Source organism: Nocardiopsis sp. NPDC055551 (assembly GCF_053619415.1).
The window spans coordinates 765096-789581 of record NZ_JBSHJJ010000001.1; the positions used below are offsets into that span (position 1 = coordinate 765096).

Annotated in this window: 26 protein-coding genes and 1 CRISPR repeat array; of the genes, 16 read left to right on the plus strand and 10 right to left on the minus strand. The window is 69.4% G+C overall.

Features of this window, described 5'->3' with window-relative positions; all coding sequences use genetic code 11:
* Together ACWGSK_RS03135 and ACWGSK_RS03140 are read right to left on the minus strand one after the other, a co-directional pair.
* Entirely contained in the window at positions 1-327 is a 327-nt protein-coding gene (locus tag ACWGSK_RS03135) for an ArsR/SmtB family transcription factor (RefSeq protein ID WP_157090978.1), read from the minus strand.
* 98 nt (positions 328-425) lie between these two features.
* Complete coding sequence (locus ACWGSK_RS03140) at positions 426-1358, minus strand: LysR family transcriptional regulator (RefSeq protein WP_452455119.1); 933 nt, start codon at positions 1356-1358, stop codon at positions 426-428.
* Between the two features lie 75 nt (positions 1359-1433).
* Between ACWGSK_RS03140 and ACWGSK_RS03145 the strand changes: the two genes are divergently transcribed.
* The gene (locus ACWGSK_RS03145; RefSeq protein ID WP_452455188.1) at positions 1434-2663 is read left to right on the plus strand and encodes an MFS transporter; all 1230 of its coding nucleotides are present in this window, start codon (positions 1434-1436) and stop codon (positions 2661-2663) included.
* A gap of 18 nt (positions 2664-2681) precedes the next feature.
* On the opposite strand, the gene ACWGSK_RS03150 is transcribed toward ACWGSK_RS03145, so the two are convergent.
* Both ACWGSK_RS03150 and ACWGSK_RS03155 read right to left on the minus strand, forming a co-directional pair.
* Positions 2682-3461 carry a thioesterase family protein gene (locus ACWGSK_RS03150; protein ID WP_452455120.1) on the minus strand — a complete coding sequence of 260 codons (780 nt, stop codon included), beginning with the start codon at positions 3459-3461 and terminating at the stop codon, positions 2682-2684.
* 132 nt (positions 3462-3593) lie between these two features.
* On the minus strand, positions 3594-4625 hold the full coding sequence (locus ACWGSK_RS03155; RefSeq protein WP_452455121.1) for a methyltransferase: 1032 nt from the start codon (positions 4623-4625) through the stop codon (positions 3594-3596).
* A 126-nt stretch (positions 4626-4751) separates the two neighbouring features.
* Here ACWGSK_RS03155 and ACWGSK_RS03160 point away from each other — a divergent pair, with 126 nt between their 5' ends.
* From ACWGSK_RS03160 to ACWGSK_RS03170, 3 genes are read left to right on the plus strand one after another with little or no spacing between them, the layout of a single operon-like run.
* Positions 4752-5297, plus strand: a complete 546-nt coding sequence (locus ACWGSK_RS03160; protein WP_452455122.1) for a nitroreductase family protein — start codon at positions 4752-4754, stop codon at positions 5295-5297.
* A complete protein-coding gene (locus ACWGSK_RS03165; RefSeq protein ID WP_358504756.1) occupies positions 5281-5598 on the plus strand; it encodes a DUF6092 family protein in 318 nt (105 codons plus the stop codon). Before ACWGSK_RS03160 ends, ACWGSK_RS03165 begins: the two co-directional genes overlap by 17 nt.
* Positions 5582-6289, plus strand: coding sequence for a tRNA-dependent cyclodipeptide synthase (locus ACWGSK_RS03170; protein ID WP_358504759.1), 708 nt, complete (start codon positions 5582-5584; stop codon positions 6287-6289). The genes ACWGSK_RS03165 and ACWGSK_RS03170 overlap by 17 nt, the downstream gene beginning before the upstream one ends.
* Before the next feature lie 35 nt (positions 6290-6324).
* Here the strand turns inward: ACWGSK_RS03170 and ACWGSK_RS03175 are convergent, their stop codons facing one another.
* Positions 6325-7350, minus strand: a complete 1026-nt coding sequence (locus tag ACWGSK_RS03175) for a methyltransferase (protein WP_452455123.1) — start codon at positions 7348-7350, stop codon at positions 6325-6327.
* Between the two features lie 367 nt (positions 7351-7717).
* Between ACWGSK_RS03175 and ACWGSK_RS03180 the strand changes: the two genes are divergently transcribed.
* Entirely contained in the window at positions 7718-9001 is a 1284-nt protein-coding gene (locus ACWGSK_RS03180) for a hypothetical protein (RefSeq protein WP_452455124.1), read from the plus strand.
* Positions 9002-9159: 158 nt separating this feature from the next.
* Positions 9160-9736: a CRISPR direct-repeat array (repeat unit 29 nt; unit sequence GTGAGCCCCGCGCACGCGGGGATGGACCG).
* 141 nt (positions 9737-9877) lie between these two features.
* Entirely contained in the window at positions 9878-10414 is a 537-nt protein-coding gene (locus ACWGSK_RS03185; RefSeq protein WP_358504768.1) for a class IV adenylate cyclase, read from the plus strand.
* Positions 10415-10556: 142 nt separating this feature from the next.
* On the opposite strand, the gene ACWGSK_RS03190 is transcribed toward ACWGSK_RS03185, so the two are convergent.
* Positions 10557-11033 (minus strand): GNAT family N-acetyltransferase, encoded by a 477-nt coding sequence (locus ACWGSK_RS03190; protein WP_358504771.1) that lies wholly within the window; start codon positions 11031-11033, stop codon positions 10557-10559.
* Positions 11034-11203: 170 nt separating this feature from the next.
* Complete coding sequence (locus tag ACWGSK_RS03195) at positions 11204-11659, minus strand: GNAT family N-acetyltransferase (protein WP_358504775.1); 456 nt, start codon at positions 11657-11659, stop codon at positions 11204-11206.
* Positions 11660-12304: 645 nt separating this feature from the next.
* On the opposite strand from ACWGSK_RS03195, the gene ACWGSK_RS03200 reads away from it, so the two are divergent.
* From ACWGSK_RS03200 to ACWGSK_RS03230, 7 genes are all read left to right on the plus strand, one after another.
* Positions 12305-13255, plus strand: coding sequence for a ring-cleaving dioxygenase (locus ACWGSK_RS03200; protein WP_358504778.1), 951 nt, complete (start codon positions 12305-12307; stop codon positions 13253-13255).
* On the plus strand, positions 13252-13884 hold the full coding sequence (locus tag ACWGSK_RS03205; protein WP_358504781.1) for an alpha/beta hydrolase: 633 nt from the start codon (positions 13252-13254) through the stop codon (positions 13882-13884). Before ACWGSK_RS03200 ends, ACWGSK_RS03205 begins: the two co-directional genes overlap by 4 nt.
* A 337-nt stretch (positions 13885-14221) precedes the next feature.
* The gene (locus tag ACWGSK_RS03210; protein WP_358504784.1) at positions 14222-14989 is read left to right on the plus strand and encodes a sulfite exporter TauE/SafE family protein; all 768 of its coding nucleotides are present in this window, start codon (positions 14222-14224) and stop codon (positions 14987-14989) included.
* Between the two features lie 24 nt (positions 14990-15013).
* On the plus strand, positions 15014-15526 hold the full coding sequence (locus ACWGSK_RS03215) for a GNAT family N-acetyltransferase (protein WP_358504787.1): 513 nt from the start codon (positions 15014-15016) through the stop codon (positions 15524-15526).
* Positions 15527-15782: 256 nt separating this feature from the next.
* Positions 15783-16163, plus strand: coding sequence for an ArsR/SmtB family transcription factor (locus tag ACWGSK_RS03220; RefSeq protein WP_358504790.1), 381 nt, complete (start codon positions 15783-15785; stop codon positions 16161-16163).
* Positions 16156-18147 (plus strand): heavy metal translocating P-type ATPase, encoded by a 1992-nt coding sequence (locus ACWGSK_RS03225; protein WP_452455125.1) that lies wholly within the window; start codon positions 16156-16158, stop codon positions 18145-18147. The genes ACWGSK_RS03220 and ACWGSK_RS03225 overlap by 8 nt, the downstream gene beginning before the upstream one ends.
* Before the next feature lie 123 nt (positions 18148-18270).
* Entirely contained in the window at positions 18271-19125 is an 855-nt protein-coding gene (locus ACWGSK_RS03230) for a class I SAM-dependent methyltransferase (protein ID WP_452455126.1), read from the plus strand.
* Between the two features lie 45 nt (positions 19126-19170).
* Here ACWGSK_RS03230 and ACWGSK_RS03235 read toward each other — a convergent pair whose 3' ends face one another.
* Both ACWGSK_RS03235 and ACWGSK_RS03240 read right to left on the minus strand, forming a co-directional pair.
* Positions 19171-19299 carry a hypothetical protein gene (locus ACWGSK_RS03235; protein ID WP_452455127.1) on the minus strand — a complete coding sequence of 43 codons (129 nt, stop codon included), beginning with the start codon at positions 19297-19299 and terminating at the stop codon, positions 19171-19173.
* A 78-nt stretch (positions 19300-19377) separates the two neighbouring features.
* Positions 19378-20391 carry an iron-siderophore ABC transporter substrate-binding protein gene (locus ACWGSK_RS03240; protein WP_452455128.1) on the minus strand — a complete coding sequence of 338 codons (1014 nt, stop codon included), beginning with the start codon at positions 20389-20391 and terminating at the stop codon, positions 19378-19380.
* 162 nt (positions 20392-20553) lie between these two features.
* Between ACWGSK_RS03240 and ACWGSK_RS03245 the strand changes: the two genes are divergently transcribed.
* Genes ACWGSK_RS03245 through ACWGSK_RS03255 form a run of 3 tightly spaced genes read left to right on the plus strand, consistent with a single transcriptional unit; the run spans position 20554 to position 23541 of the window.
* Complete coding sequence (locus ACWGSK_RS03245; protein ID WP_358504802.1) at positions 20554-21588, plus strand: FecCD family ABC transporter permease; 1035 nt, start codon at positions 20554-20556, stop codon at positions 21586-21588.
* A complete protein-coding gene (locus ACWGSK_RS03250; RefSeq protein WP_452455129.1) occupies positions 21585-22676 on the plus strand; it encodes a FecCD family ABC transporter permease in 1092 nt (363 codons plus the stop codon). Before ACWGSK_RS03245 ends, ACWGSK_RS03250 begins: the two co-directional genes overlap by 4 nt.
* 52 nt (positions 22677-22728) lie before the next feature.
* Positions 22729-23541 carry an ABC transporter ATP-binding protein gene (locus tag ACWGSK_RS03255; RefSeq protein ID WP_358504808.1) on the plus strand — a complete coding sequence of 271 codons (813 nt, stop codon included), beginning with the start codon at positions 22729-22731 and terminating at the stop codon, positions 23539-23541.
* A 32-nt stretch (positions 23542-23573) separates the two neighbouring features.
* Here the strand turns inward: ACWGSK_RS03255 and ACWGSK_RS03260 are convergent, their stop codons facing one another.
* Positions 23574-24452, minus strand: coding sequence for an alpha/beta fold hydrolase (locus tag ACWGSK_RS03260; RefSeq protein WP_358504811.1), 879 nt, complete (start codon positions 24450-24452; stop codon positions 23574-23576).
* Positions 24453-24486: the final 34 nt, after the last annotated feature.

The window sequence follows — 24486 nt, forward strand, 5'->3', positions numbered from 1 at the left end:
TCAGCCCTCACGCAGCTCTGCCAACAGTTCCTCACGGCCGGTGCTGAGCTCGGTGAGGATACGGCGGGCGGCGCCCAGGAGGTCGGCGACGTCGGCGCCGGCCAGCTCGTAGACCACCGTGGATCCCTCTCTGCTGGAGGTCACGATGCCCGAACGGCGTAGGACGGAGAGCTGTTGGGAGAGGTTGGAGGGCTCCACGTCCACGTCGGCCAAAAGGTCACGGACGGCCTTGGGGCCGTCCTGGAGCAGTTCCAGGACGCGGATGCGGACGGGGTGGCCGAGCATGCGGAAGAACTCCGCCTTGGCCTGGTACAGGGGACGGTGCACAGTGGACCTCGGGTTCGGGGACGAGACGATCACATCCACCATATGTTGAATTGAAGAAATCTTCATATCGTCATGGTGTGAACTCGATGGTCGGGCGATCACCCGGTGAGGCCCGGAAGCACCTCGGGGCCCACCCGGCACACGTACTCGCGGAACAACTCCACGGCCGGGGGCTCGTAACCACCGCCCGAACCCTCACGGGGCCACACGATGCCCACCGGCCGCTCGGCCTCACCATCGATGATGACCAGCTCCACCGTGCCGCCCAGCGGACCCCTGGGGCGGGCCGGCAGCACCGACACCCCCAACCCCGCCGCGACCAACCCCCGGGCCGTACTGATGTCGTCGGCCTCGAATGCCACCGTGGGCGTGAACCCGGCCCGATCGCTGAGCCGATCGGTCAGATGCCGCACCCCCCGACCCGGCTTGAGCAGGATGAAGTCGTCGCGCGCCGCCGCCAACGACACCTCACCCCGCCCGGCGAGCGGGTGCCCCTCGGGCACCACCAAACGCAGGTACTGGGTCTGCAACACCTGGGAGACCAGCCCCTGGCCCGAGGGCAGGGGAGAGGTCAACGCCAGGTCCGCGCCGCCCGACGACAACCGCCGCAGCGACTGCGCCCACGGTTCCTGGGTCAGGGTGAAACGCACCCCCGGGTGCTCGGCGCGAAAACCCCGCAACAGCACCGGAACCACCTCCACGCCCAGCGTGGGCAGGAACGTCAACGCCACCCGGCCCTCCTCGGCGCCGGTGAGCTCGGCCACACCCTGGCGCAGATCCTCCAGCGACCGCTCCACGTGCGGGAGCAGTGTCCGCCCCGCCCGGGTCAGTCGGATCCCACGCCCGGTGCGTTCGATCAACGCGATGCCCAATTCCTCCTGAAGTCGGGCCAAAGCCCTGCTCAGCGTGGGTTGTGGCATGTTCAGGGCCGAGGCCGCGTGGGTGATGTGCTCGGTCTTGGCGATGGCCGACAACATCCGCAATCGGGGCGCCAACACCTGGGTCAGGTCGCCGACCTCAACGCTATCCATGCAGATCAGTATGCATGAACGTGAAAGCATGCATTGGACGTATGAAAGCGGGCTTCCTAGCGTTGAACCATGACCATGACCGTGACCAGCGCACCGCCTTCGACCGACCCCAGACCCAGGGCCGGCACGTCCGCCTATCGGCGCACGGTCATCGCCCTGATCGCCGCGGCCGTCGCCACCTTCGCCCAACTGTGGTCGGTCCAACCGATCCTGCCCGCCATCGCCGCGGGGTTCGGCACGTCCGCGGGACAAGCCGCGCTCACCGTCTCCCTGGCCACCGGCGGCCTCGCCGGCTTCACCCTCATCTGGAGCGGTGTCGCCGACCGCATCGGCCGCGCGCGCGTCATCGGTCTCTCCCTCCTGCTGGCCATCGTGCTGGGCACCGCCGCGCCCTTCGCCACCGAACTCTGGACACTCCTGCTCCTGCGCACCCTCCAGGGCGCCGCCCTGGGCGGGGTCTCGGCGGCCGCCGTGGCCTACCTCGCCGAGGAGATCCACCCCCGCGACGCACCCAAGGCCACCGGCCTGTACATCGCCGGCAACCCCCTCGGCGGCATGGGCGGACGCCTCCTGGCGGGCTTCGCCGCAGAACACGGCGGCTGGCAGTGGGGGATCGCCGCCAACACCATCCTGGGCCTGGTCGCCCTCGTGGTGTTCGTCCTCGTCCTGCCCCGACAGACCAAGGGCGCGCCCACCACACGCCCCACGTCGACCGACGACACCCTCGGCATGGGCAGCCGACTCAAGGCCGCCATGACCACCCCCGGCCTGGTGCCCATGTACGCCCAGGCACTCCTGTTGATGGGCGCGTTCATGGCCGTGTACAACGTCCTGGGCTTTCGCCTCACCGACGAACCCTTCGGGCTCTCCCAGGCCGTGGCGTCCCTGCTGTTCCTGTCCTACACCGCCGGCATGCTCGGCTCGGGGCTGGCCGGATCGGCCACCCTGCGCTGGGGACGCTACGGGGTGCTCACCACCGCCACCGTCCTACTCCTGATCGGACTCGGCGGGCTGTTCACCACCTCGGTGATCCTCCTACTGGCCACCCTGTTGCTGCTGACCTTCGCGTTCTTCTGCGCCCACGCCACGGCCTCGGCCTGGGTGGGATCCCACGCCACCACCGGCCGCGCGCAGGCCACGGCCGTCTACACGCTCGCCTACTACCTGGGCGCGAGCCTGTTCGGGTGGTTGGGAGGCGTGGTCTACGACGCCGTGGGCTGGAGCGGGACCGTCGCCTTGGCGATGGCCCTCACCGTGCTCGCGGGCCTGTGCGCCCTGCGCCTGCGCCGACTCTCGACCACCTGAGCCCCCCACTCGTGAGCGCTACATCGGGCGCACCGTGAGGCTCTGCTCGGCCCGGCCGACCTGCCCTCGCCGATCGTGCAGGGCCGAACTGGTCAGCCCCAGCCCCGTGGGACCGAAGGCCACCGTGGTGTCCAGCCCGACCCACTCGCCCTCCGGCTGTCGGAACAGGTGCACGGTGAGGTCGACGTTGGGGAACATCCACTCCAGGGGCGACTCGCGCACCGCGACACCGTTGGCGGTGTCGAGCAGCTTGACGAAGGAGGCCACCGGCCCGGCCTTCTCGCCCGCCACCAGTTCCACGTCGGTGGAGAGCCACGCCGCGCCACGTCCCGGCACGGCGGGAGCGATCGGCCGCGCGTCCAACGAGGCGATGTAACCACCGGGCCAGATCTCGCTGAGCGGCTTCTTCTCCAGGCCCTCCGGATCGGGCAGGGGATCGGCCGCGCCGCCCTCGACCGCGCCGGTCTCGCCCGCCACGAGCGACCACGCCCGCGCCCGCACGGCGGTGCGGTCCCCGATCTGGACCAACGCCTCGACCAGCTCGATGGTGCGCCCGGGGCGGATGGTGTTCACCTCGACGTGGCACTCGTCCATCGCCAGCGTGCCCAGGATGTCGAAGCCGATCCGGGAGAGTTGTAGTCCCCGCTCGGCGGTGTGGGTCTCGATGGCGTGGGTGATGAGACCGCCCAGTGGGCTGAAGTGCTGCTCGGCGGTGTTCCAAGCGCCGCTGACGTGCTCGGTGGGAACGAAGCGGTCGTCGCCCACTCGGACGAAGTAGGCGTTCTGGGACTGGGACAAGGAGTTCTCCTGCGCTACGGGGCCATGCCGAGTGCATCATCTCCGATGCTCACCCGGCCGGGACCCGCCACCCCCCCCACGAGCCGCCGAAGCCCCACCGAGTCCCCGCCCCATCGGTTCCGGTCGTGGTGTTCAGGCGAGCACCCCTTCGACCACGCTCACCCCGCGTCCTGGCACGATGCGGTTCAGACGGAGCCCGGCACGCTCGAACAGTTCCGCGAACCGGCTCGGGGTCCGCTGCTCCCCACCACAGTGCACGAGCATGCTCAGGTCCATGAACCTGGCCGTCCGCGCCGGCTCGGTGCCCTGGGGCATCACCACCTCGGCGAGCAGGACCCGCCCGTGGGGGAGCATCGCCCGGCGGCAGTGCGTGAGGACCTTGGCGGCGTCGGCGTCGTTCCAGTTGTGGATGACGCTGGCGAGCAGGTAGGTGTCACCACCGGCCGGCACCGCGTCCAGGAAGTCGCCGCCCTCGACACGGCAGCGCTCGGAGAGTTCCCCTCGAAGGAGCGCGGGTTCGGCCCTCTCGATGACCTCGGGCCGGTCGTAGAGCACGCCCCGCAGGTGCGGGTTGGCCGACAACACCAAGGACAGCAGGCGCCCGCGCCCGCCCCCGACGTCCACCAACAGCTCGCTGAGACCGAAGTCGTAGTCCTCGGTCAGGGATCGGGTGAGCTGCGCGGAGATGTCGCTCATGCCCTGGTCGAAGAGCGCGGCGACCTCGGGGTGACGACGCATGTACTCCCAGACGGGAACACCGTGGACGGACTCGAACACCGGACCTCCCACACGCACGGCCTCGGCCAGGTGGGCCATGGTGGACCGCTCTGTCGGGCTCCCCAACCAACGGGCGTACCCGCGCATGGACGCGGCGGAGTCCTCCCGTAGCGCCTCGCCCAGGTCGGTGAGGGCGAAACACCGCTCCGGGGACTCCCGGACCAGTTCCAGATCGGCGCAGGCGCGCAGCAGTCGGTGAAGGGCCTCGGCGTCGGCGTCGACCCGAGAAGCGATCTCTGCCAGGGGCGAGGGTTCCCTGGACATGGCATCGGCGACGCCGAGCTCGGCCGCAGCACCGACGGCCGCCGCGACCCAGCTGGAGGTGATCAGCTCGAACAGCCGGACGGAGGAGACGTCGAGCGGAGCGGAAGTGGTGGGGAGCGTCACGGGGTGGATACCTTTCGCTGATTTCCTCGAACGGAGGTGTCTCTGAGGGCGGAACGGCCCCGGGAAACCGAGCGACACGTTACATTACTCCAGGTGGTTGACCCAATACAGAAAGTGGAGATCCCTGTGGAGGTCCCTGAACCCGAACTCCAGGACCATGTCCGGCGGACGCTGCGTGTACTGAGCACACGACGGGCCGTCCGCTCCTTCAACGACGAATCCGTGCGGGACGAGCTCCTGGATCCCCTGCTGGACAGCATGCTCGCCGCACCCTCCGCCTCCAACAAACAGGCCTGGGCCTTCGTCGTCGTGCGACGACCGCGAACCCTGCGCCTGATCCACGCCTTCGCCCCGGGCATCATCGAACGTCCGCCGCTGATCGTGGTGGCCTGCTTCGACCGTGGGCGGTCCGTGGGAGGAAGCGCCTGGGACGAGGGCATGCTCTGCGTGGCGATGGCCGTGCAGAACCTCCTGCTGGCGGCACACGCCCTCGGACTGGGAGGGTGCCCCACCGCCAGCTTCCGCAAGGGCCCGGTGCGCAGGTTCCTGAGACTGCCCCAACACCTGGAGCCACTCCTCCTGGTGTCGATCGGACACCCGGCCCCGAACCCGCGCACCACCGCACCCCGACGCGACCGGAACGAGGTGATCAGTCATGAACACTGGGGCTGACCAGTGCCGAATCGACGAGGAACTGTTGTTGCTCGCGGCCTACCTGATCAGCAGTGGCCGAGGCCTGCTGGAGGAACCCCGTGACTACGGGCCACTGCGTTGCCTGGACGCCGCCCGCCGCGTCCTGCGCCTGCGAGCCAGGACCGGTGGAGACCAGAGCCCGGAACTGACCTCCCTGAAGGAGCGCATGGACGAGGTCATGTGCGGTGCGATGGTCGATCGGGACCTGGCCGCCCTGCTCGACGAACTGTGTGATCGACTCGCCGCCGTCGTGGAGGAACCCGGTGCCGTCACCGCCTGAGAGCCCACGCCTGAACGACACCGAGGAGGTCTTTCAGGCCCGGCCCTTCACCCCCGCCTGCGGACGCCTCGTCGAACGCGGAGAGCACGCGCTCATCGGGATCAGCGCCGGCAACGGCTACTTCAGCCAACACAGGATCGCCCAACTCCTGGAATGGACGGGCCGGCGCTTCGGCGCGGTCGACCTGCTCTACGCGGACCTGCACATCGACACCATGCACCGGGCGGCCGGCGCCGAACAGGCACAGGCCTCCAGACGGGCCTGCCGGTCGCTGAGGGACGTGCGCCGGCGGATTCGACGCGCGATGGAGGCGGTGCGGGTACCCGCGCGGGTTCGCTGCCTGGCGTTGTCGGAGACCGTGGACACCCCCGGCTACCGATCGGCCAACGAACGCGTCGAACGGGCGATGAGGGAGGACTCGGCGGTGGGGCGCGCCTGCGAGGAGCACGTCCGGCGGATCATCGCCCCCGAACCGGACCCGGACGGAGCCCGGTTCCGAGCCGGTCTGTCCTACCTGCGAGCGGAACTGCCCTTCCTGCTCAACACCCCGGAGGTCCTGTCCGTGGACACCTCCGTGTGCTGCTACCACGATCTCCTCCCGGTCCTGGTGGGGCTGCGAAGGGAGACCTCCTGCCTGCACCCCGGGCAGGGACACCTCGTGCTCAAGCCCCTCACGACACCGTCCAACTGAGCGGGGCCCCGACACCTGTCGGGGCCCCGGCTCGGTCACGACACCGGACGCACGTCCATGATCGACTCACCGTCCGGAACCCGACGCACCTCGTGCAGGGACAAGCCCACCGAGGCGAAGAGCGCCTCGTACTGTTCACGGGTGCGCAACGGAGCCCCATAGAGCACGAACATGCTCAGACTCATGGCCTCCAGGAACTCGCTCGGTCGCTCCCGCTCTGGGAGGTGACCCACGATCAACAAGCGCGAGGCCGACCCCATCGCCTCCCGAACGTTGCCCAGGATCAGTGCGGCGTCGGGATCGGCCCAGTTCTGCATCACCCGCGCCGCGAGATACACGTCCGCGCCCCGGGGCACCCCCTCGAAGAAGTCGCCACCCATGACCGAGCACCGATCCTCGACCCCCGCCTCACGGAGAAGTGGAGGAGCGCCCTCCACCACGTGCGGAAGGTCGAAGAGGATTCCCCGCGCAGACGGGCACGCGCGCAGCACGGCCGCGATCGTGGCGCCCTCACCACCGCCCAGATCCACCACCGTTTTGGTTTCCGACAGATCGATCTCGCGCAGCAACGGCGCGGCCAGGGCGGAGGAGTTCATGGCCCGGTTGAACACTGCGGCGGCCGCCTCCCGCTCACTCAGGTAGGCGAACAGCTCCTGACCGGTGTGGATGGCGAAGGCCGAGCGGCCCGAACTCACCGAGTGGCCCAGACGAGTCCAGGCCTGGAAGAAGTCGCCGTGCGTGCACATGCGGAACAGGTCCCGCAGCCCTTGGGGGTCGTCGATACGCAGGTGATCGCCCGCAGGACTCAAGGCGAACACACCTGGGTGGGGTTCCTCGATCAGTCCGGCCGCGAGTGCCGCGCGCACGAGGATCAGCAGACGTTCCTCGGGGACACCGAGCTCCCGCGCCACTTCGTCGAGGGGGCGCGGGGAGCAGGCCAATTCTTCGACGGCACCGAGCTCGATCAGTGCGGCCACGGCGTGCATCAACATCGCGGAGGAGACGATCCTGGCCAGGGGCCGGTCGGTTCGTGCGGGCAGGGTGGTGTCCGGGCGCTCCACAAGATTCCCTTCGGTGGTTCCATTGTCACGGAAGGTGACGATGCCAGTTCGAAGGGTGTGGCGTGAGGTCTTTCGTGAGAGAGGGGTCCCGGCCCCGCACCTGGTTTCGGGGTCGGCCGAAGCGATCGTGATCAGGTTCTTCTTCTGTCCCCGAACACGGGTTCGCTCAGGCTAGGCTGACCCCCACAACTCGAAAAAAAGCGAGCCCGCCCGGTGCTACCAACACCGAACGGGCTCTGACCACCAACCTGAGACAACCAGGAAGGCGGCTGGGAGTGCATCCTAAGCCTACAGCGTCCCGCGCCCGAAGCCGGGGGGTCGCTTCGCGTGTCACCCTCACGTTCCACCTCTTTCCGGAGGTGACGCCGTGAGCTACGCGACCATCGTCCGAGGCAGCTTCGGTGGCGATCGATTCACCAGGGTGCTCAACGCCGCGGTCCGTGACAAACGCCTGTCCTACAAGGCCCGTGGTCTCCTCATCTTCATCGCCTCGCACCGTGAAGGGTGGGGCATCGGCTTGGGGCAGCTCATCGCCAACTCCCCGGGTGGTACGGCCGCGATCCGCTCCGGACTCAAGGAACTCGAAGCCGCCGGCTACCTGCGCCGTTACCGGGTCCGCGACGAATTGGGGTGCCTCGGTGGTGCCTACTGGGTGATCACCGACGATCCCGAGTCCCTGCCGGAACGAGTCGCCGAGCTCGCCCGCTCCCTGGAGGGAAAGGCCCTCGTCCTGCTGCGAAACAGCAGGTCAGAGCCTAAGTGCGATTTTCCAGAGTTGGATGACCCACCAGAGGAAAATCGCACCCCTAAGAAGACCAACCACAAGAAGACCAAGACACAAGAACAAGGGGAGGGGGAGGAGGACGCGCGGGCGCGCGCGAGCGAGCTCCCCACCACCGACGCCGACGGCGACCAGTGGGGCGTCCCCGACGCCGAACGTCCCGCCCCCGACCGGGGCGGTCTACTGGAACGCACCGTCATCCCCCAGATCGCCGAGGAGACCGGCCTGGGGCTCCAACCCTGGCAACATCGCCGCCTGGTCCTGGAACATCTGCCCGCCGCGCTCCGGGCCGTCGAGGAGCTGGCCGATGACCGCGTGGGCCCCACCGAACTCCTGGAGTGGCTGCGGTCGGACCACGACACCACGATGTCGCTGTACGCGGTCCTGTCCACCCGTTGCCGCCCGGCCCACCTCGTTGAGGCGCTGCCGATCTGGGTCGCCCGCAACCGCACCCCTGGCGGCCTGCCCGGTCCTTCAACGCCCAAGGTCCCTCACCCGCGCCGAGAACCGGACCCGATGGCCGACAGAGATCCCTTCACCCGGGCGGGCGCACCGCCCACGTGCACGGTCCACCCCGGTATCGCTCTGGCCACCGACGCCACCGGACTGCGCACCCGCTGCCACAGGTGTGAGGATCTTCCTGGCACTGAACCCTTCGCCGTTTTGGACGAACCGGCCGGCGCCCTGATGGGTGTGCTCGACGAGGCCCTACCGGATACCGCACCCGCACCGCCCGAACATTGTGGGAACCGCTCCTGTCACGAACAGCGCCGACACGTCATTCGCTTCAACCCACAGACCGAGGCCCATGAGGACCTCGGCCCTTGCCCACGCTGCCATCCCAGTCGGATATGGGAGACCGCCACATGACCCCGACCCCGCGCACGTCCGGCCGTAACGGGCCTGGATGATGCTCCCGAGGCCTCACCTTGGCGAGGGGCGTAGACCTCCGTATGCTCGGAATGCTCAGGCCTTCGTATGACTGATAACGCGGAAGTAACGCTCCGCGTCGTTGCAGGTCATTAACTGTGAGCCCCGCGCACGCGGGGATGGACCGACCTCGGGGGGACCTCTTGCAGCACACCACCTGTGAGCCCCGCGCACGCGGGGATGGACCGCGGTGAGGTTGCGGTAGTGGTGCAGGGCGTTGGTGAGCCCCGCGCACGCGGGGATGGACCGGTCAGATGAGTGATGTCCGGGTGTGCCCGGCCGTGAGCCCCGCGCACGCGGGGATGGACCGAGAGGGTGGGGGGTGTCGGGGGGGTCATCCTGTGAGCCCCGCGCACGCGGGGATGGACCGCTCAACGGACGCCGCCGCTTCGACGTGCGGGAGTGAGCCCCGCGCACGCGGGGATGGACCGTCGAGGCCTACGCGGCCATCTTCGACACCCCGGTGAGCCCCGCGCACGCGGGGATGGACCGCGGTCCATCGTCGGCTGGAGCGAGTCGCCCAGGTGAGCCCCGCGCACGCGGGGATGGACCGACGGTGTTGTACTCGTAGATCTCGGTCTGCTGGTGAGCCCCGCGCACGCGGGGATGAACCGATGTCGGCGTCGGTGGAAGCGAGCCCAGCCTCGTGAGCCCCGTGCACGCGGGGATGGGCCGATCCGCATGCCAGGGGTCGAGACCAGGTGCGAGTTTCGTGTGCCCAGGTTCGCTCTCAAGGTCGGCGAACCTGGCATGTTGCGAGGCGCACGCCGGTACGCTCCACGAGACCAAGAGCAGCCAGACGTGAGGGGCTTTGTGGTGCGGGAGATCGAGACCAAGTACAAGGTGGTCGATACAGAGGCCGTGCTGGCAGCGTTGAAGTCCGCCGAGGTGGCCATGGGCGACCCGGTCTTTCAGGATGATCAGGCCTACGCCCTGGCCGGGTGGACCCCCGACCAAGGCAAGATCGGATTCACCTTCGCCCGTCTGCGAACCCAGGACAACACCCACCTGCTGACCACCAAGACCCCACTGGCCAACGCCATGGAGTGCACCGAGCACGAAACCGCGGTGGCTGATCATGAACAGATGCACGGCGCCCTGTTGGCGCTGGGGTACGAGCCCACGGTCCGCATCGTCAAAGAACGTCGCACAGGCCGTTCGGGAGCGATGGGGGTGTGCGTCGACATCGTCGAGGGCGCCGGCACGTTCCTGGAGCTGGAACTGGTGGTCGATGATGACCGGGACGGCCTTCAAGCCCAATCGGAACTGGACGAGTGGGCCCGCCGGCTCGGGGTCGAGATGGAGCGCACCAATGACACCTACGACATCCTCGTACGCCCGGATCTCACCTGAAGAGCCGGCCCGTTGGCAGACCGGGCGCGACCCAGCGCGCAGGCGTTGAACGGCGCCTGCGCAACATCTTGACCAGGCCCTCCCCTCCGTGAATGGGGCAGCGTGGTCAGCATCGTGCCTCGGACATCAGCTTGCGGGGGTCTCATCCCATCTGGCCTTGTTCAACCTTGATCTGGAGCAGCCGCGGAGAAACCGCGAACCCATGACGGGAGTACGCCGAAACCGCCCTGTCGCTGGAGTGCACCGTCACCCGCTCAAGTCCCAGTTCACTCGCCCACGCCAAGACTGTCTCGATCAGCTCACCGCCCAGGCCACGGTCGCGCTCGTCCGGCGCGACGTACACGCACTGCACATCACCGGACATCCGCTCGAACGCACGCGGAAGCGGCACACGCTGTGTGATCGCCAGCCAGGCCATCCCGATGACCGCATCTCCGCGGACCAGCACCATGCACCGATGGGAGGACTCGCTCTCCCGGGCCCACGCCACGAATCGGGGAACGAACTCCTCCAGCGTGGTGTTGGGAGTTCCGTAGAGCTCCTGCATCCACCGCCATCGCAGCCCGGCGACAGCAGCTAATTCGTTAGACCGAACCGAGCGAATAGCGATGTCGTTCATGGCTTCATCCTGGCGCAGATGCGCCGGCACGAGAGCCCTCTCAGCTATTCCCGCACGAATCCTTGGAACGCCACCACCATGTCGCAACAGGCCCGTTGGATCACCGGGCAGGTTCTCCAAGTCGCCGGAGGCCATGCGTTGTAGGGGTGTCTGTAGTGGGTGCTGCCGCCTCAGGTCCAGCGGGCCATGATCAGGCGTTTCTCGTCCAGCACTTCCGTGGGGGTGAATCCGGCGTGGATGAAGAAACGGACGCGGTCCTCGTAGCCCTCGCCCCCTTCGGGGATGAGGAAGACCCACTCGACCTTCGCCGCGAGGGCCTCTTCCATGAACTTCTCGATGAGATCTCCGCCGATCCCGTGGTGGCGCTGTTCCTCGTCGACGACGATCGCCAAGATGTACCCGTGCGGGGGAGGGGCCGGAGCCCCTGGACCCTCGTACTCTCCGTCGAGGATTCCCTCCAACCAGCCGACGATGTGACCGCCTCGCTCCGCGACCAGCACGACCAGGTAGTCCGGCCACAGGTTCTCGGGGTAACCCTGCAGGTCGAAGTGCGGAGCCTCCTTGGTGATCAGCGTGGCGATCCCGGGCCCATCGTCCGGGACGGCGTCACGCACCACCATGTCCATACCCCCATGCTCCCGCCACCGGCCGTGTGTGCCAAGTAGGCGCAACCGATTCGGAAAACCCCACCCGAAGGGGTGAGGTGGGGTCCCGGGCGAGCGAATCGGAGATGGATCAGGTCATCCGCTCCCTGGCTTGGTCGAACGCACGGGCGAGCTCGAACAGACGCACCATTCGGCCCGCCCAACCCCTGGTCGTCTGGTTGTTCTCGCCGAACGCCTGGGCGGGCACATCGATGTCGACGATTTGTCGCAGGCCGAATGCCGGTTCCTTTTCCTTCCGCGGCGGGGGAGTGGCCTGTCCATGTGCCGGACCTGGCCGGTAGTACCTCTTCCGCCGGCTCCGACCCGGGCGACGCCCGAACCTTCGCATGTCTCGGCATCCAGATGGCACCGAGACGTGGAAAGGTCGATGGTTCGCGGATGCACGTCCGAATCTCTTGTGCTCTCACGCGGCCGATAAGCCGGAATCGGAGGTTCGGCCGACGTATCGGCGGTCCTGGGTCGGTCCTGTCCGCAGGTCGGGTCGGTCGTTCTCTGGCAAAACGGGGCGAATCGCAGTGTCGAGGGGGCAGACATCGGTCCGGAATTAGTTTAAGATTCAACTTGTTGGAGCGAGTGATCGACCGACTCAGGAGAGGATGAAGGTTCATGGACGTGCGCCCCGCAGGCATCCACCACGTGACCGCCATCGCGAGCGACCCCCAGGCCAACGCCGACTTCTACCTCAACGTCCTGGGCATGCGCCTGGTCAAGCGCACCGTCAACTTCGACTCCCCCGAGACCTACCACCTGTACTACGGCGACCGCGCCGGTAACCCCGGCACCATCATGACCTTCTTCCCCTGGCCGGACGCGCCCAAGGGCAGGATCGGCGCGGGGCAGGCCACCACCACGACCTTCTCCGTCCCCGAAGGTTCCCTGGGCTGGTGGGCCGACCACCTCTCCGCGCTCGACATCCCCTTCACCAGTCCCACCGAGCGCACCGACGAGGACGTGCTGAGCCTGCGCGACCCCGACGGCCTGCTCATCGAACTGGCCGCGAGCGCCGACCACCACGACACCGACCCCTGGGACGGGGGAGCGGTCCCCACCGACCACGCCATTCGCGGCATCCGCGCCGTCACCCTGACCGAACAGGACGCCGACGGCACCGCACGGATGCTCGGCGATCAGCTGGGTTTTCGGCTGCACAGCGAGAGCGGCGGCCGGATGCGCTTCCACACCAACGACTCCGGTGACGGAGTGGGCACCATCGTCGACGTGTTGGCCGATCCCAAGGCCGAGCGCGGCCTGGTCGCCGCCGGCACCGTCCACCACGTCGCCTACCGAGCCCCCGACACCCCCGTCCAGGACGCCTGGCGTCAGCGCCTGGCCGATGACGGGGTGGGGGTCACCGAGATCCGCGACCGCAGCTACTTCACCTCGATCTACTTCCGCGAACCGGGCGGGGTGCTGTTGGAGATCGCCACCGACGGCCCCGGCTTCGACTACGACGAACCCCTGCTGGAACTGGGCCGTTCGTTGAAGCTGCCGCCGTGGCTGCAGCCCCGCCAGGACCAGATCGCCGCGAACCTGCCCCACCTGGAGGTGCCCCGGTGACCACCACCGAGGACTTCGTCCACGTCTTCGAGCCGGCCACCGCTCCGGACGAGCCCACACTGTTGCTGCTGCACGGCACCGGTGCCGACGAGCACGACCTGTTGCCGCTGGGCCGTGCCCTGGCCCCGGGCGCCGCGCTGCTCTCACCGCGCGGCAAGGTCAGCGAGAACGGCATGAACCGTTGGTTCCGTCGCCTGCGCGAGGGTGTCTTCGACGTCGAGGACCTGATCGAGCGCACCGCCGAGCTGGCCGAGTTCGTCAAGGCCGCCACCCTCACCTACGACCTGGACCCGAAGCGGATCGTGGTGAGCGGTTTCTCCAACGGCGCCAACACCGGCGCGGGGCTGCTGTTGCTGCACCCGGGGCTGGTGGCGGGGGCGGCGCTGTTCGCCGGCGGTGCTCCGTTGCAGGGGCGCGAACCCGATCCGGTGGACCTGTCGGGGACCCGGGTTTTCCTGGGCAGCGGCGTCACCGACCCGATCACCACGATCGATCAGGCGCGGCTGGTGGCCGCCCAACTGGGGGAGCGGGGCGCGAACGTGCGCGCCGAGGAGCACCCCGGGGGACACCAGTTGCCGCAGTCGGTGGTCGCGCGGGCTCGGGATTGGTTCGCGCAGGCGGCCTTCTAGGACCTGAGGGCCCGTCCCTCGGGCCCTCATCGAACGGCGGTGGCGTTCCCTGTACCTGGACGTCACCGCTTCTTCATACCCTCTGATGAATCTACAACGTCAAGGTGGGCGTTCTGTTCACTCACAGGACTCGACCACCCCTTCATGGCCCATAACGAACCGTCGGCATCCGACACCTTGGGTGCCGAGGGCACTCCCGTGCTATCGGCCATCGAAAGGGACAATCAACCAGGTCCGCTGACAAAGCGGTCGGTCAGGCCGTCTAGATTGGCACGCGTCCCCTTCCCCGCCCCTGAGAAGAGCCCATGATCCCCTCTCTTGCGCCACAGGTCCGCTGATGGAACCCGAGATCCTGGGCCTGCTGTTGCTGGCCGCCGTCGCCGCCGGATGGGTCGACGCCGTGGTCGGGGGAGGAGGCCTGCTCCTACTGCCCGCCCTGATGGTCGCCGCCCCCACCACACCCCTGGCCACCCTGCTGGGCACCAACAAGCTCGGCGCGGTCTTCGGCACCGTCTCCGCCGCGGTGGCCTATGCCCGCAGGGTCCGACTCGACCGCCGGATCATCGTGCCCACCGCCGCCCTGGCCCTTCTCGGGTCGGGGCTGGGCGCGGCCCTGGCCACCGCGCTGACCGCCGACGTCCTCAAACCCGTCATCATGGTCGTCCTGGCCGGAGTGGCGCTGCTGGTCGTCTTCCGCCCGACCATGGGCACCAGCCCCGATCCGGCGCTGCGCACCCGCAACCGAATCCTGGCCGTCCTGGCCCTGGCCGGTCTGGGCGTGAGCTTCTACGACGGACTCATCGGCCCCGGCACCGGCGTATTCCTCATCATCGCCTTCACCGCGGTGCTGGGCATGGACTTCCTGCACGCCTCCGCCGCGGCCAAGATCGTCAACGTGTGCACCAACACCGGCGCTCTGGTGGTCTTCGCCCTGGGCGGGCACATCAACTGGGCGCTGGGCCTGGGGCTGGCGGTGTGCACCATCATCGGCGCGCAGGTCGGCGCACGCATGGCGCTACAACGCGGTGCCGGGTTCATCCGGATCGTTCTGCTCGTGGTGGTGCTGGCGCTGCTGGTACGCATGGGATGGGACGTCTTCGCCTGACCCGCACCCCTCACCAGGAGACCCATGACCGCAATGAGGCCCGTGCCCGCCCGAGCCGAGCACTCCACCCCGATCGCCCACCTGCGAGACGACCACGCCCGGCGACTGCGACGAGGCGGGATCGACCAGTGGGCCCCCGGGGAGGTCGCTCCCGCACAGGTAAGGGCTCAGATCGAGCGCGGCCAGTGGTGGGTGCTGGAGGAGGACTTCCTGGTGGCGGCCGTGCGCGTGTTGGAGTCCGACCCGCAGGTGTGGCCCGAACCCGGGCCTGAGCCGGCCCGTTACGTCCACGGACTCATGGTCGACCACCGGGCCGCCGGTCGGCGACTGGGGGAGGGGTTGCTCGCCTGGGTCGAGGCCAGGGCCGCCCGCGCCGGGTGCGCTCTGGTGCGGTTGGACTGTGTGGCCGCCAACCCCGCATTGTGCGCCTACTACGAGCGTCTGGGCTACCGGGCCCGAGGCCGGATGTCCTTCGCCGAACACCTGGCCTGGCACCCGGTCATGCGCTACGAGAAGCCGGTGGCCCGCACCGCTTGACCGGCCCCTCCTCGGCCCCTCACCCCCTGTGCGGGCGCCCCCGAGAAATCGGCGCCTACGCACGCCCGCCCGGGGCGCGCACCCCGAAAGCCGGGGTGAGGTCGAGCAGGTGGGGGACGAGTGCGTTCGGCGCCACGAAAGGTCTCCGCTTCAGGACGGTTCAGGTGGTGGCGATCAGCGGGTGCGGGTCGTGGTGGGGAGGTGGTCTGGCCGATCCCGTACCTTCATTATCGTCCAAGTCAGATATGATCGCCGAATGACGATCAATGACACGGATGGATGTCTCGCCACGACCGCGGGCGTGGGCGCCGCCGAAGCCCTCTTCCACAGCCTCTCCGACGGCACCCGGCTGGCCATCGTGCGCCGCCTGGCCCAGGGCGAGGCGCGGGTGGCCGACCTGGTGGCCCAGCTGGGACTGGCCCAGTCCACGGTCTCGGCGCACGTGGCGTGTCTGCGCGACTGCCACCTGGTCCAGGGCCGCCCCCAGGGACGGCAGGTGTTCTACTCCCTGGCCCGCCCCGAACTGCTGGACGTGCTCGCGGCGGCCGAGACGCTCTTGGCCGCGACCGGCAACGCGGTCGCGTTGTGCCCCAACTACGGGACCGATAGCACCACGGCGGAGATGCTCGGTGAGTGACGCATGCTGTGGGGGCGCACAACCCCGCCCTGGAGAAGAAACCGAGGAGCACGAGCCGGAAACGCTGTGGCAGGTGGGCGAGATCCGCTTCGCCGCCGTGGCCGCGCTGCTCCTGGTGGCCGGCTACGGCGCTACCTGGGCCGGAACCCCCGACTTGGTAGGGGCGGCGCTCAAGACAGCCGCTCTGGCCGTCGCGGGGTGGACGTTCGTGCCCTCCACACTGCGTCTCCTGGCCCAGGGCAGGATCGGCGTGGGCACGCTGATGACCATCGCCGCCGTGGGCGCGGTGCTGTTGGGCGAGGTGGGCGAGGCCGCGATGCTGGCCGTGCTCTACACCATCGCCGAGGGGCTGGAGGAGTACTCCGTGGCCCGCACCCGGCGCGGCCTGCGCGCCCTGCTGGACCTGGTCCCCGACCAGGCTCGTGTACTGCGCGACGGCGTGGAGCACACCGTCGACCCGGCCGAGTTGGCCGTGGGCGACACACTGGTGGTACGCCCCGGCGAACGCCTGGCCACCGACGGTCGTATCGCCGTCGGACACACCAGCCTGGACACCTCCGCCATCACCGGCGAGTCGGTTCCCGTGGAGGCCGGCCCCGGGGACGAGGTGTTCGCCGGGTCCATCAACGGCACCCGCGCGGTGGAGGTCACCGTCACCTCCACCGCCGCCGACAACTCCCTGGCCCGCATCGTGTCCATCGTGGAGGCCGAACAGGCCCGCAAGGGCGCCGGACAGCGCCTGGCCGACACGATCGCCAAGCCACTGGTGCCCGGGGTGATGGTCGCCGCCGTGCTCATCGCCGCCCTGGGGTCCCTGTTCGGTGATCCCCTGACCTGGATCGAACGCGCCCTGGTCGTGCTGGTGGCCGCCTCCCCGTGCGCGTTGGCCATCTCCGTTCCCGTCACCGTCGTCGCCGCGATCGGCGCCGCTTCCAAGCACGGCGTCCTGGTCAAGGGCGGGGCCGCCCTGGAGGCCATGGGCCGCGTCAGGTCCGTGGCGCTGGACAAGACCGGCACCCTGACCCGCAACCGCCCCGCCGTCATCGAGACCCTCCCGGCTCCCGGACACACCGTCGAGCGGGTGCTGGCGGTGGCCGCCGCGCTGGAGGAGCGCAGCGAACACCCGCTCGCGGCCGCGATCCTGGCCGCCGCCCCCGCACCCGAACGGGCCGAGCAGGTCGAAGCGGTCACCGGCGCCGGACTCACCGGTGTCCTGAACGGCCGCCGCGTGCGGCTGGGCCGCCCGGGCTGGATCGACCCCGCCCCTGTGGCCCAGGACGTGGAACGGATGCAGAACGCGGGTGCCACCGCCGTCCTGATCGAGGAGGACGGCACCCTGCTGGGCGCCATCGCGGTGCGCGACGAACTGCGTCCCGAAGCGGTGGAGGTCGTCTCCGCGCTGCGCGGCGCGGGCTACCGGGTGGCGATGCTCACCGGCGACAACCCGGCCACCGCCGCCGCCCTGGCGGCACAGGCGGGCATCGACCCCGGGGATGTGCACGCCGACCTGCGCCCGGAGGACAAGTCCCGTCTCATCGGCCGACTCCGCGAACACGGACCTGTCGCGATGGTGGGGGACGGGGTCAACGACGCCCCCGCCCTGGCCACCGCCGACCTGGGCATCGCCATGGGCGCGATGGGTACCGACGTGGCCATCGAGACCGCGGACGTGGCACTGATGGGAGAGGACCTGCGCCACCTGCCCCGGGCGCTGGCGCACGCCCGCCGCTCCCGGGCGATCATGTGGCAGAGCGTGGGGCTGTCGCTGGCCATCATCATCACCCTGATGCCCCTGGCCCTGTTCGGTGTCCTGGGCCTGGCCGCGGTCGTACTCGTGCACGAGGTGGCCGAGGTCGTGGTCATCGGCAACGGCATCCGCGCCGGACGCACCCGCCACCTGGGCACCGCCCTCGCCCCGACGCCGCCCATGCGCGCGGCGCGGCGAGATCGTGAAGCCACGGCGAGCCGCCAGACGTTTCGATGAGGAGCACGAGAGGTCGCGGGCCTGAGCAGCGGGGATGCGTGTCGGGCAGTACGCCCACCCGACCTTTTGCGCGAACGGCAAGAAGACGTGCTTAAAACGCATGTCCGTCCTAGGGTGCCGGGCATGAACCACGCACACGCCCACACCGCACACCAGGCGCATGGGACCGACACCGAGGTCCAGGCGGAAATCCTGGACCTGGACGCCGAGGTCCTCGCCGAGCACATCGCCTCCATCACCGCCTGGCTGCCGATGGAGACCGCCCCACACCACATCGTGGATCTGGGCTGCGGTACCGGTACGGGCACCTTCGCCCTCCTGGACCGCTTCCCCGACGCGCACGTCACCGCCGTCGACTCCTCCACCGAACACCTTCAGCGCCTGCGCACCAAGGCGTGCGCCCTCGGCGTCCAGGACCGCGTGCGCACGGTACAGGCCGACCTCGACGAACCCGCCTGGCCCGACCTCGGCTCACCGGACCTGGTGTGGGCGTCGGCCTCGATGCACCACATGGCCCGACCCGACCGCGCGCTGGGCAACGTCCACCACGCGCTCGCGCCCGGTGGCCTGTTCGCCGTCGTGGAACTGGACGGCCACCCGCGCTTTCTGCCCGAGAACGAGCCGAAGGACCGGCCCGGCCTCGAAGAGCGCGTCCACGCCGCGGCCGACCGTCTCCAGCGCGAACACATGCCTGACCGCGGCGCCGATTGGGGGCCGATGCTGACCGCCGCCGGCTTCACGGTAGAGGGCGAACGCACCGTCGCCGTCGACATCGAAGGCGACCGCAACGAGGCGATCGGCCGCTACGCCCTCGGCGTCCTGCGACGCCTCCGCGGTGTCATCGCCGACAGGATCTCCCCCGAGGACCTCACCGCGCTCGACCGGCTCCTGGACACCAGCGGTCCGCACAGCGTGCTGCGTCGCGACGACCTGACGGTACGCACCGAACGCACCGTCTGGGCCGCCCGTCGCACCTGACACGAGGGTGGAGCAGGGAGCGCCACAGGATGCAGCGGTGGATCCTCACCGGCCGGCGAACAGACCACGCGCCCCCGACACCGATGCCGTGCGGTCCCGGCGCACGAGGGGCGCTCCCGGATCGTGGCGGCCGGGGTCGACGGCGCACACGATCACGGAGGGGTGTGCGGTCACCGGTAGGTCCACACCTGGCCGGTGGCCTCGGGAAATCCAGCCCCCCGCCGGCTCGCCGGAGCTTCGGCACGAGCACGCCTACACCGCCGGGTCCATCTCACCCGTCAAGGCCGCGGTGACGTCCTCGACGATGCGGTGAGCGCCGTGGTGGTTGGCCGCACCCCAAAAGTCGTGGTCCACCCGATAGACCTGCTCCTTTCGCACCGCGTCCAGGTTCGACCACACCCCGTCGGTGAAGGTGTCCGGAGCTTCGGCGAAACCGGACCCGGCCATGACGAACACGACATCGCCATCGCCCTGCTCCAGGTTCTCGTAGCTGCGTGAGATGAAGTCGGTCTCGCCCTCGGCCTCCAACTGGGTCTCGGGCCGGGCGAACCCCAGGTCGTCGATGACCTGACCGGGGAAGGACGTCGGAGTCTCCAACCGGATCTCCGTCTGGTCCTGCAACCGCACCAGCGACACCTCGGTCCCGGCCGGCTCCACACCCGCCTCCTCGATCCGGGCACGCGCCTCCTCGATGGCGCTGTCATAGGCGCCCAACGCCTCCTCGGCCGCCTCCCGGGCGTCCAGGACCTCGGCGACCTCCTCCAGATGCCCGCGCCAGGAACCGGTGCCCTCCCACTCCAACAGCACGGTGGGGGCGATCGCCTCCAACGAATCCAACATCTGGGCCTGCGAACCCATCGGGGTGTCCACACCGATGATCAGATCCGGTTCGGCGGTGGCCAACTCCTCGATGTTGACGTCGTCCTCCACAGGGGAGTTGGTGACCAGCGTCAACCCACCACCGTCGACGTCGGCGGGCAGGAACGGCGCCAACCCCTGGTCGGCCGAACCCGGGGTGCCCATGGTGCCCACCACCTCGTGCCCCAGACCGGTGACCGCGGCCAGGGTGGGACGCCACAGCACGGCCACGCGCTCGGGCTCGGCGGGGATCTCCACCTGACCGTTGGCCCCCTCCACGGTCCGGGTGTCCCCACCCTCCGAATCCCGGGAACCGGTCTCGTCGGAGCCGGGCCCGCACCCGGTCAGTGCGAGCACCCCAACCAGGGGCAGGCAGGCCAAGACGAGCAGGGGACGCGTGTGCGACATCGTTGGGGGACCCTTCCGTGCGAACATGACGTAGGTAAGGCTAACCTGTCTCAGTGGTGTTCGTCCGGGTTTCCCCGGTGCCGTACGATGCGACGTCGGCACCGCCGGCGCCATCATTCCCCCCACAACCACCATCCGTACCCGCACCAGAACGGGGAAGCCGTGGCCCTGCGCGCGCCCACACCAACGCGCCCCACCCTCACCCGACGCGTGATCCGCCCCATCGGCCTCATCGTCGCCCTGGCGGCCCTGGCCGTGTGCGCACTGCTCAGCGTCACCGTGGGAGCCAAACCCATCCCCGCCGCCGACGTCTGGACCGCCCTGACCGCCTACAACGGCGGCTACGACCACGACGTCATCCGCACCCTGCGCGTACCCCGCACCATCATCGGTGTGTTCGTGGGCGCCGCCCTGGGCATGGCCGGCGCCCTCATGCAGGCCCTGACCCGCAACCCACTGGCCGAACCCGGCATCCTGGGCATCAACTCCGGGGCCGCGGCCGCCGTGGTCATCGCCGTGTTCCTGTTCGGCCTCAGCGGCTCCGGGCTGGTCTGGCCCGCCTTCATCGGCGCCGCCCTGGCCGCCGTGGCCGTCTACGCCCTGGGCTCACGCGGACGCGCCAGCGCCACCCCGGTCCGCCTGGCCCTGGCCGGCACCGCCCTGGCCGCCGTCCTACAGGGACTGATCTACGGGGTCATCGTCCTCAACGACTTCGTGTTCGACCGCATCCGCTTCTGGCAGGTGGGCTCCCTCACCGGACGCGACCTCGACCTGTTCTGGCAGGTCGCCCCCTTCCTGGTCGCGGGCATCGTGCTCACCCTGGCTCTGGGACCCTCCCTGAACGCGATCGCCCTGGGCGACGACCTGGCCGCCACCCTGGGCGCCCGCATCCCCCTGATCCGCGCCGGTACCGCCGTGGCCGTCATCCTGCTGTGCGGAGCCGCCACCGCCGCGGCCGGACCCATCTGGTTCGTCGGCCTGATCATCCCGCACGCCGCCCGGGTCATCACCGGACCCGACCAACGTTGGATGCTGCCCTACTCCGCCGTCCTGGGCGCGATCCTGCTCACCGCGGCCGACACCGTGGGGCGCGTCATCCTGCCCGGCTCCGAACTGGAGGTCGGCATCATCACCGCCTTCGTGGGCGCACCCCTGTTCATCGCCCTGGTCCGCAGTAGAAAGATGGCCCAACTGTGAACAAGACCCTGGCCCCACCACGCTCCGACGAGCACACCCACACCCGCCCGCACGGCACCGTGGCCTGGCGCAGCAAGGGCGAACGCCTGTCGTTCCTCCTACGCCCGCGCACCCTGATCGTGTGCCTGGTCCTGGCCCTGGTGAGCGTGACCACCCTGGTGGTCTCGGTGACCGTCGGCGACTACGAGATCCCCCTGTCGGCGGTACCCGGCGCCCTGATGGGCTACGGCGAACGCCTGGACGTGTTCTTCGTCCAAGGCCTGCGCCTGCCCCGCGCCCTGACCGCGATCGGAGTGGGCGCCGCCCTGGGCATCGCCGGCGCGGTCTTCCAAAGCCTCTCGCGCAACGCCCTGGGCAGCCCCGACATCATCGGCTTCACCTCCGGGGCGGCCACCGGCGCCGTCTTCGCCATCCTCGTCCTGGGCTCGAGCCGCCTGGTGGTCTCCCTGGGAGCCGTCGCCGGCGGCCTGATCACCGCCGCCGTGGTCTACCTGCTGGCAATGAAGAACGGAGTACAGGGCTACCGACTGGTACTGGTCGGAATCGGCGTGTCGGCCATGCTGGCCTCGGTCCGCGACTACCTCCTGACCCGCGCCGAACTCACCGACGCCCTGGGCGCACAGATCTGGATGATCGGCAGCCTCAACGGACGCGGCTGGGGCGAGGTCGCCGCCGTCTGGATCGGCTTCGCCCTCCTGGCCCCGGTGCTGTTCGCGGTGGGCCAACGCCTGCGGTTCATGGAACTGGGCGAGGACGCCGCCCAAGGCCTGGGAGTGAACACCCGCTCCACCCAGGTCATCGCCCTGGCCGCCGCCAGCGCACTGACCGGCGCGGCCATCGCGGTGGCCGGACCCATCGGTTTCGTGGCCCTGGCCGCCCCCCAACTGGCCCGACGCCTGACCCGCACCGGCGGCACCACACTGATCGGCGCGGCGCTCATGGGCGCCACCCTGCTCGTACTCGCCGACCTGGTGGCCATGCGCGCCCTGGCACCCACCCAACTACCGGTGGGTGTGGTCACCGCCGTCATCGGCGGCAGCTACCTGATCTGGTTGCTGTACACCGAATGGCGCAGCGGCCGCGCCTGAACCGCCCGCCCCGAACCCCTTTGACGTCCCGCGCACCGCGAAGAGAGCGACGATGAACGACCAGACCCGCCTGACCGGCCAAGACCTGACCCTCGCCTACGACCAACGGGTCATCTCACGCGAGCTGGCCGTCACCATCCCCGACAACTCCTTCACCGTCATCGTGGGCCCCAACGCCTGCGGCAAGTCGACGCTGCTGCGGGCCCTCTCACGCACGCTCAAACCCTCGCAGGGAAACGTCCTACTGGACGGACAGGTCATCGGCTCCTACCCGGCCAAGGAGGTGGCGCGCCGCCTGGGGCTGCTGCCCCAGACCTCCATCGCCCCCGACGGGATCGGCGTGGCCGACCTGGTGGCCCGCGGACGCTTCCCACACCAGAGCTTCCTACGCCAGTGGTCGGCCCAGGACGAGGCGGTGGTGACCCAGGCCATGGAATCCACCGGAGTGACCGCCCTGGCCGACCGCTCGGTGGACGAACTCTCCGGTGGCCAACGCCAAAGGGTGTGGCTGGCGATGGTGCTGGCCCAACAGACCCCACTGCTGCTGCTGGACGAGCCCACCACCTACCTCGACATCGCCCACCAGATGGACATGCTGGACCTGTGCGCGGACCTGCACACCGAACAGGGCCACACCCTGGTGGCCGTGCTGCACGACCTCAACCACGCCTGCCGCTACGCCACCCACCTGATCGTGATGCAGGACGGCGCGATCGTGGCCGAAGGCGACCCGGCCACCGTGGTCACCGCCGACCTGGTGGAGAAGGTCTTCGGCCTGCCCGTGCGCATCATCGCCGACCCCGAGACCGACACCCCGATGATCGTGCCGCTGGACCGGCGCGGAGTACGACGAGACCACGGGTGAAAGGGGCCTGCGGCGCGGGGTCGGCCCAGGAGTCAGCGCCGCAGCAGGGCGCGCAACTCCTCAACGACCAGGCCGGGATCCTCCTCGGCCATGAAGTGACCGCAACCCACCGTGTCGTGGCGCAGGTCCTTGGCCCAGCGCCCCCACAGCGCGGCGGCGTCATAGCCCAGGGCGGCGCCCCAGTCCTGCTGCAACACGGTCACCGGCATGCCCAACCGGTTCCCGGCCTCACGGTCGGCCAGGTCGTGTTCCAGGTCGATCCCGGCCGAGGCACGGTAGTCGGCCACGATCGAGGGCACCGCACCCGCGCACGCCCGCAGATAGGCGCGACGCACCGGGGCGGGGATCGCCTCGGGCGAGTTCGCCCACAGGTCCAGGAAATGTCCGAAGAACTCCTCCGGAGCGGCCTGGATCATCGCCTCGGGCAGACCGGGCGGCTGCGCCATCAGGTACAGGTGAAAGCCCACCGCCCCCTGCACGCCCCGCAACGCCTCCCACATCTCCGGTACGGGCAGCACGTCCAACACGGCCAGATGGGTGACCGCCTCAGGGTGGTCCAACCCGGCCCGGATACCCACCAGCGCGCCCCGGTCGTGCCCGGCCAACGCGAAACGCTCATGCCCCAACGCACGGGCCACAGCCACCACGTCCGCGGCTATGGTGCGGTTGGAATAGGTATCGGGCCCACTCTCGATGGGGTGATCACTGTCCCCGTACCCGCGCAGGTCCGGACAGATCACGGTGTGGTCCCCGACCAGATCGGCGACCACGTGCCGCCACATCAGGTGCGTCTGCGGGAAACCGTGCAACAGCACCACGGCCGGCCCTGACCCGCCCACCGCCACGTTCAACGACACACCCTCGGCCACCGGGACACGGCGGTACTCCAAACCGGTGATGACACTCGACATGCGAAGCTTCCTCTCCAAGAACCGAAAAGCGGAT

Excerpts from the sequence above, each read along its gene's own strand:
- ACWGSK_RS03140 (WP_452455119.1), bottom strand. The coding sequence starts at position 1,358 with ATGGATAGCGTTGAGGTCGGCGACCTGACCCAGGTGTTGGCGCCCCGA.
- ACWGSK_RS03145 (WP_452455188.1), top strand. The coding sequence starts at position 1,434 with ATGACCGTGACCAGCGCACCGCCTTCGACCGACCCCAGACCCAGGGCC.
- ACWGSK_RS03165 (WP_358504756.1), top strand. The coding sequence starts at position 5,281 with ATGAACACTGGGGCTGACCAGTGCCGAATCGACGAGGAACTGTTGTTG.
- ACWGSK_RS03190 (WP_358504771.1), bottom strand. The coding sequence starts at position 11,033 with ATGAACGACATCGCTATTCGCTCGGTTCGGTCTAACGAATTAGCTGCT.
- ACWGSK_RS03195 (WP_358504775.1), bottom strand. The coding sequence starts at position 11,659 with ATGGACATGGTGGTGCGTGACGCCGTCCCGGACGATGGGCCCGGGATC.
- ACWGSK_RS03200 (WP_358504778.1), top strand. The coding sequence starts at position 12,305 with ATGGACGTGCGCCCCGCAGGCATCCACCACGTGACCGCCATCGCGAGC.
- ACWGSK_RS03210 (WP_358504784.1), top strand. The coding sequence starts at position 14,222 with ATGGAACCCGAGATCCTGGGCCTGCTGTTGCTGGCCGCCGTCGCCGCC.
- ACWGSK_RS03215 (WP_358504787.1), top strand. The coding sequence starts at position 15,014 with ATGACCGCAATGAGGCCCGTGCCCGCCCGAGCCGAGCACTCCACCCCG.
- ACWGSK_RS03220 (WP_358504790.1), top strand. The coding sequence starts at position 15,783 with ATGACGATCAATGACACGGATGGATGTCTCGCCACGACCGCGGGCGTG.
- ACWGSK_RS03230 (WP_452455126.1), top strand. The coding sequence starts at position 18,271 with ATGAACCACGCACACGCCCACACCGCACACCAGGCGCATGGGACCGAC.
- ACWGSK_RS03240 (WP_452455128.1), bottom strand. The coding sequence starts at position 20,391 with ATGTCGCACACGCGTCCCCTGCTCGTCTTGGCCTGCCTGCCCCTGGTT.
- ACWGSK_RS03255 (WP_358504808.1), top strand. The coding sequence starts at position 22,729 with ATGAACGACCAGACCCGCCTGACCGGCCAAGACCTGACCCTCGCCTAC.
- ACWGSK_RS03260 (WP_358504811.1), bottom strand. The coding sequence starts at position 24,452 with ATGTCGAGTGTCATCACCGGTTTGGAGTACCGCCGTGTCCCGGTGGCC.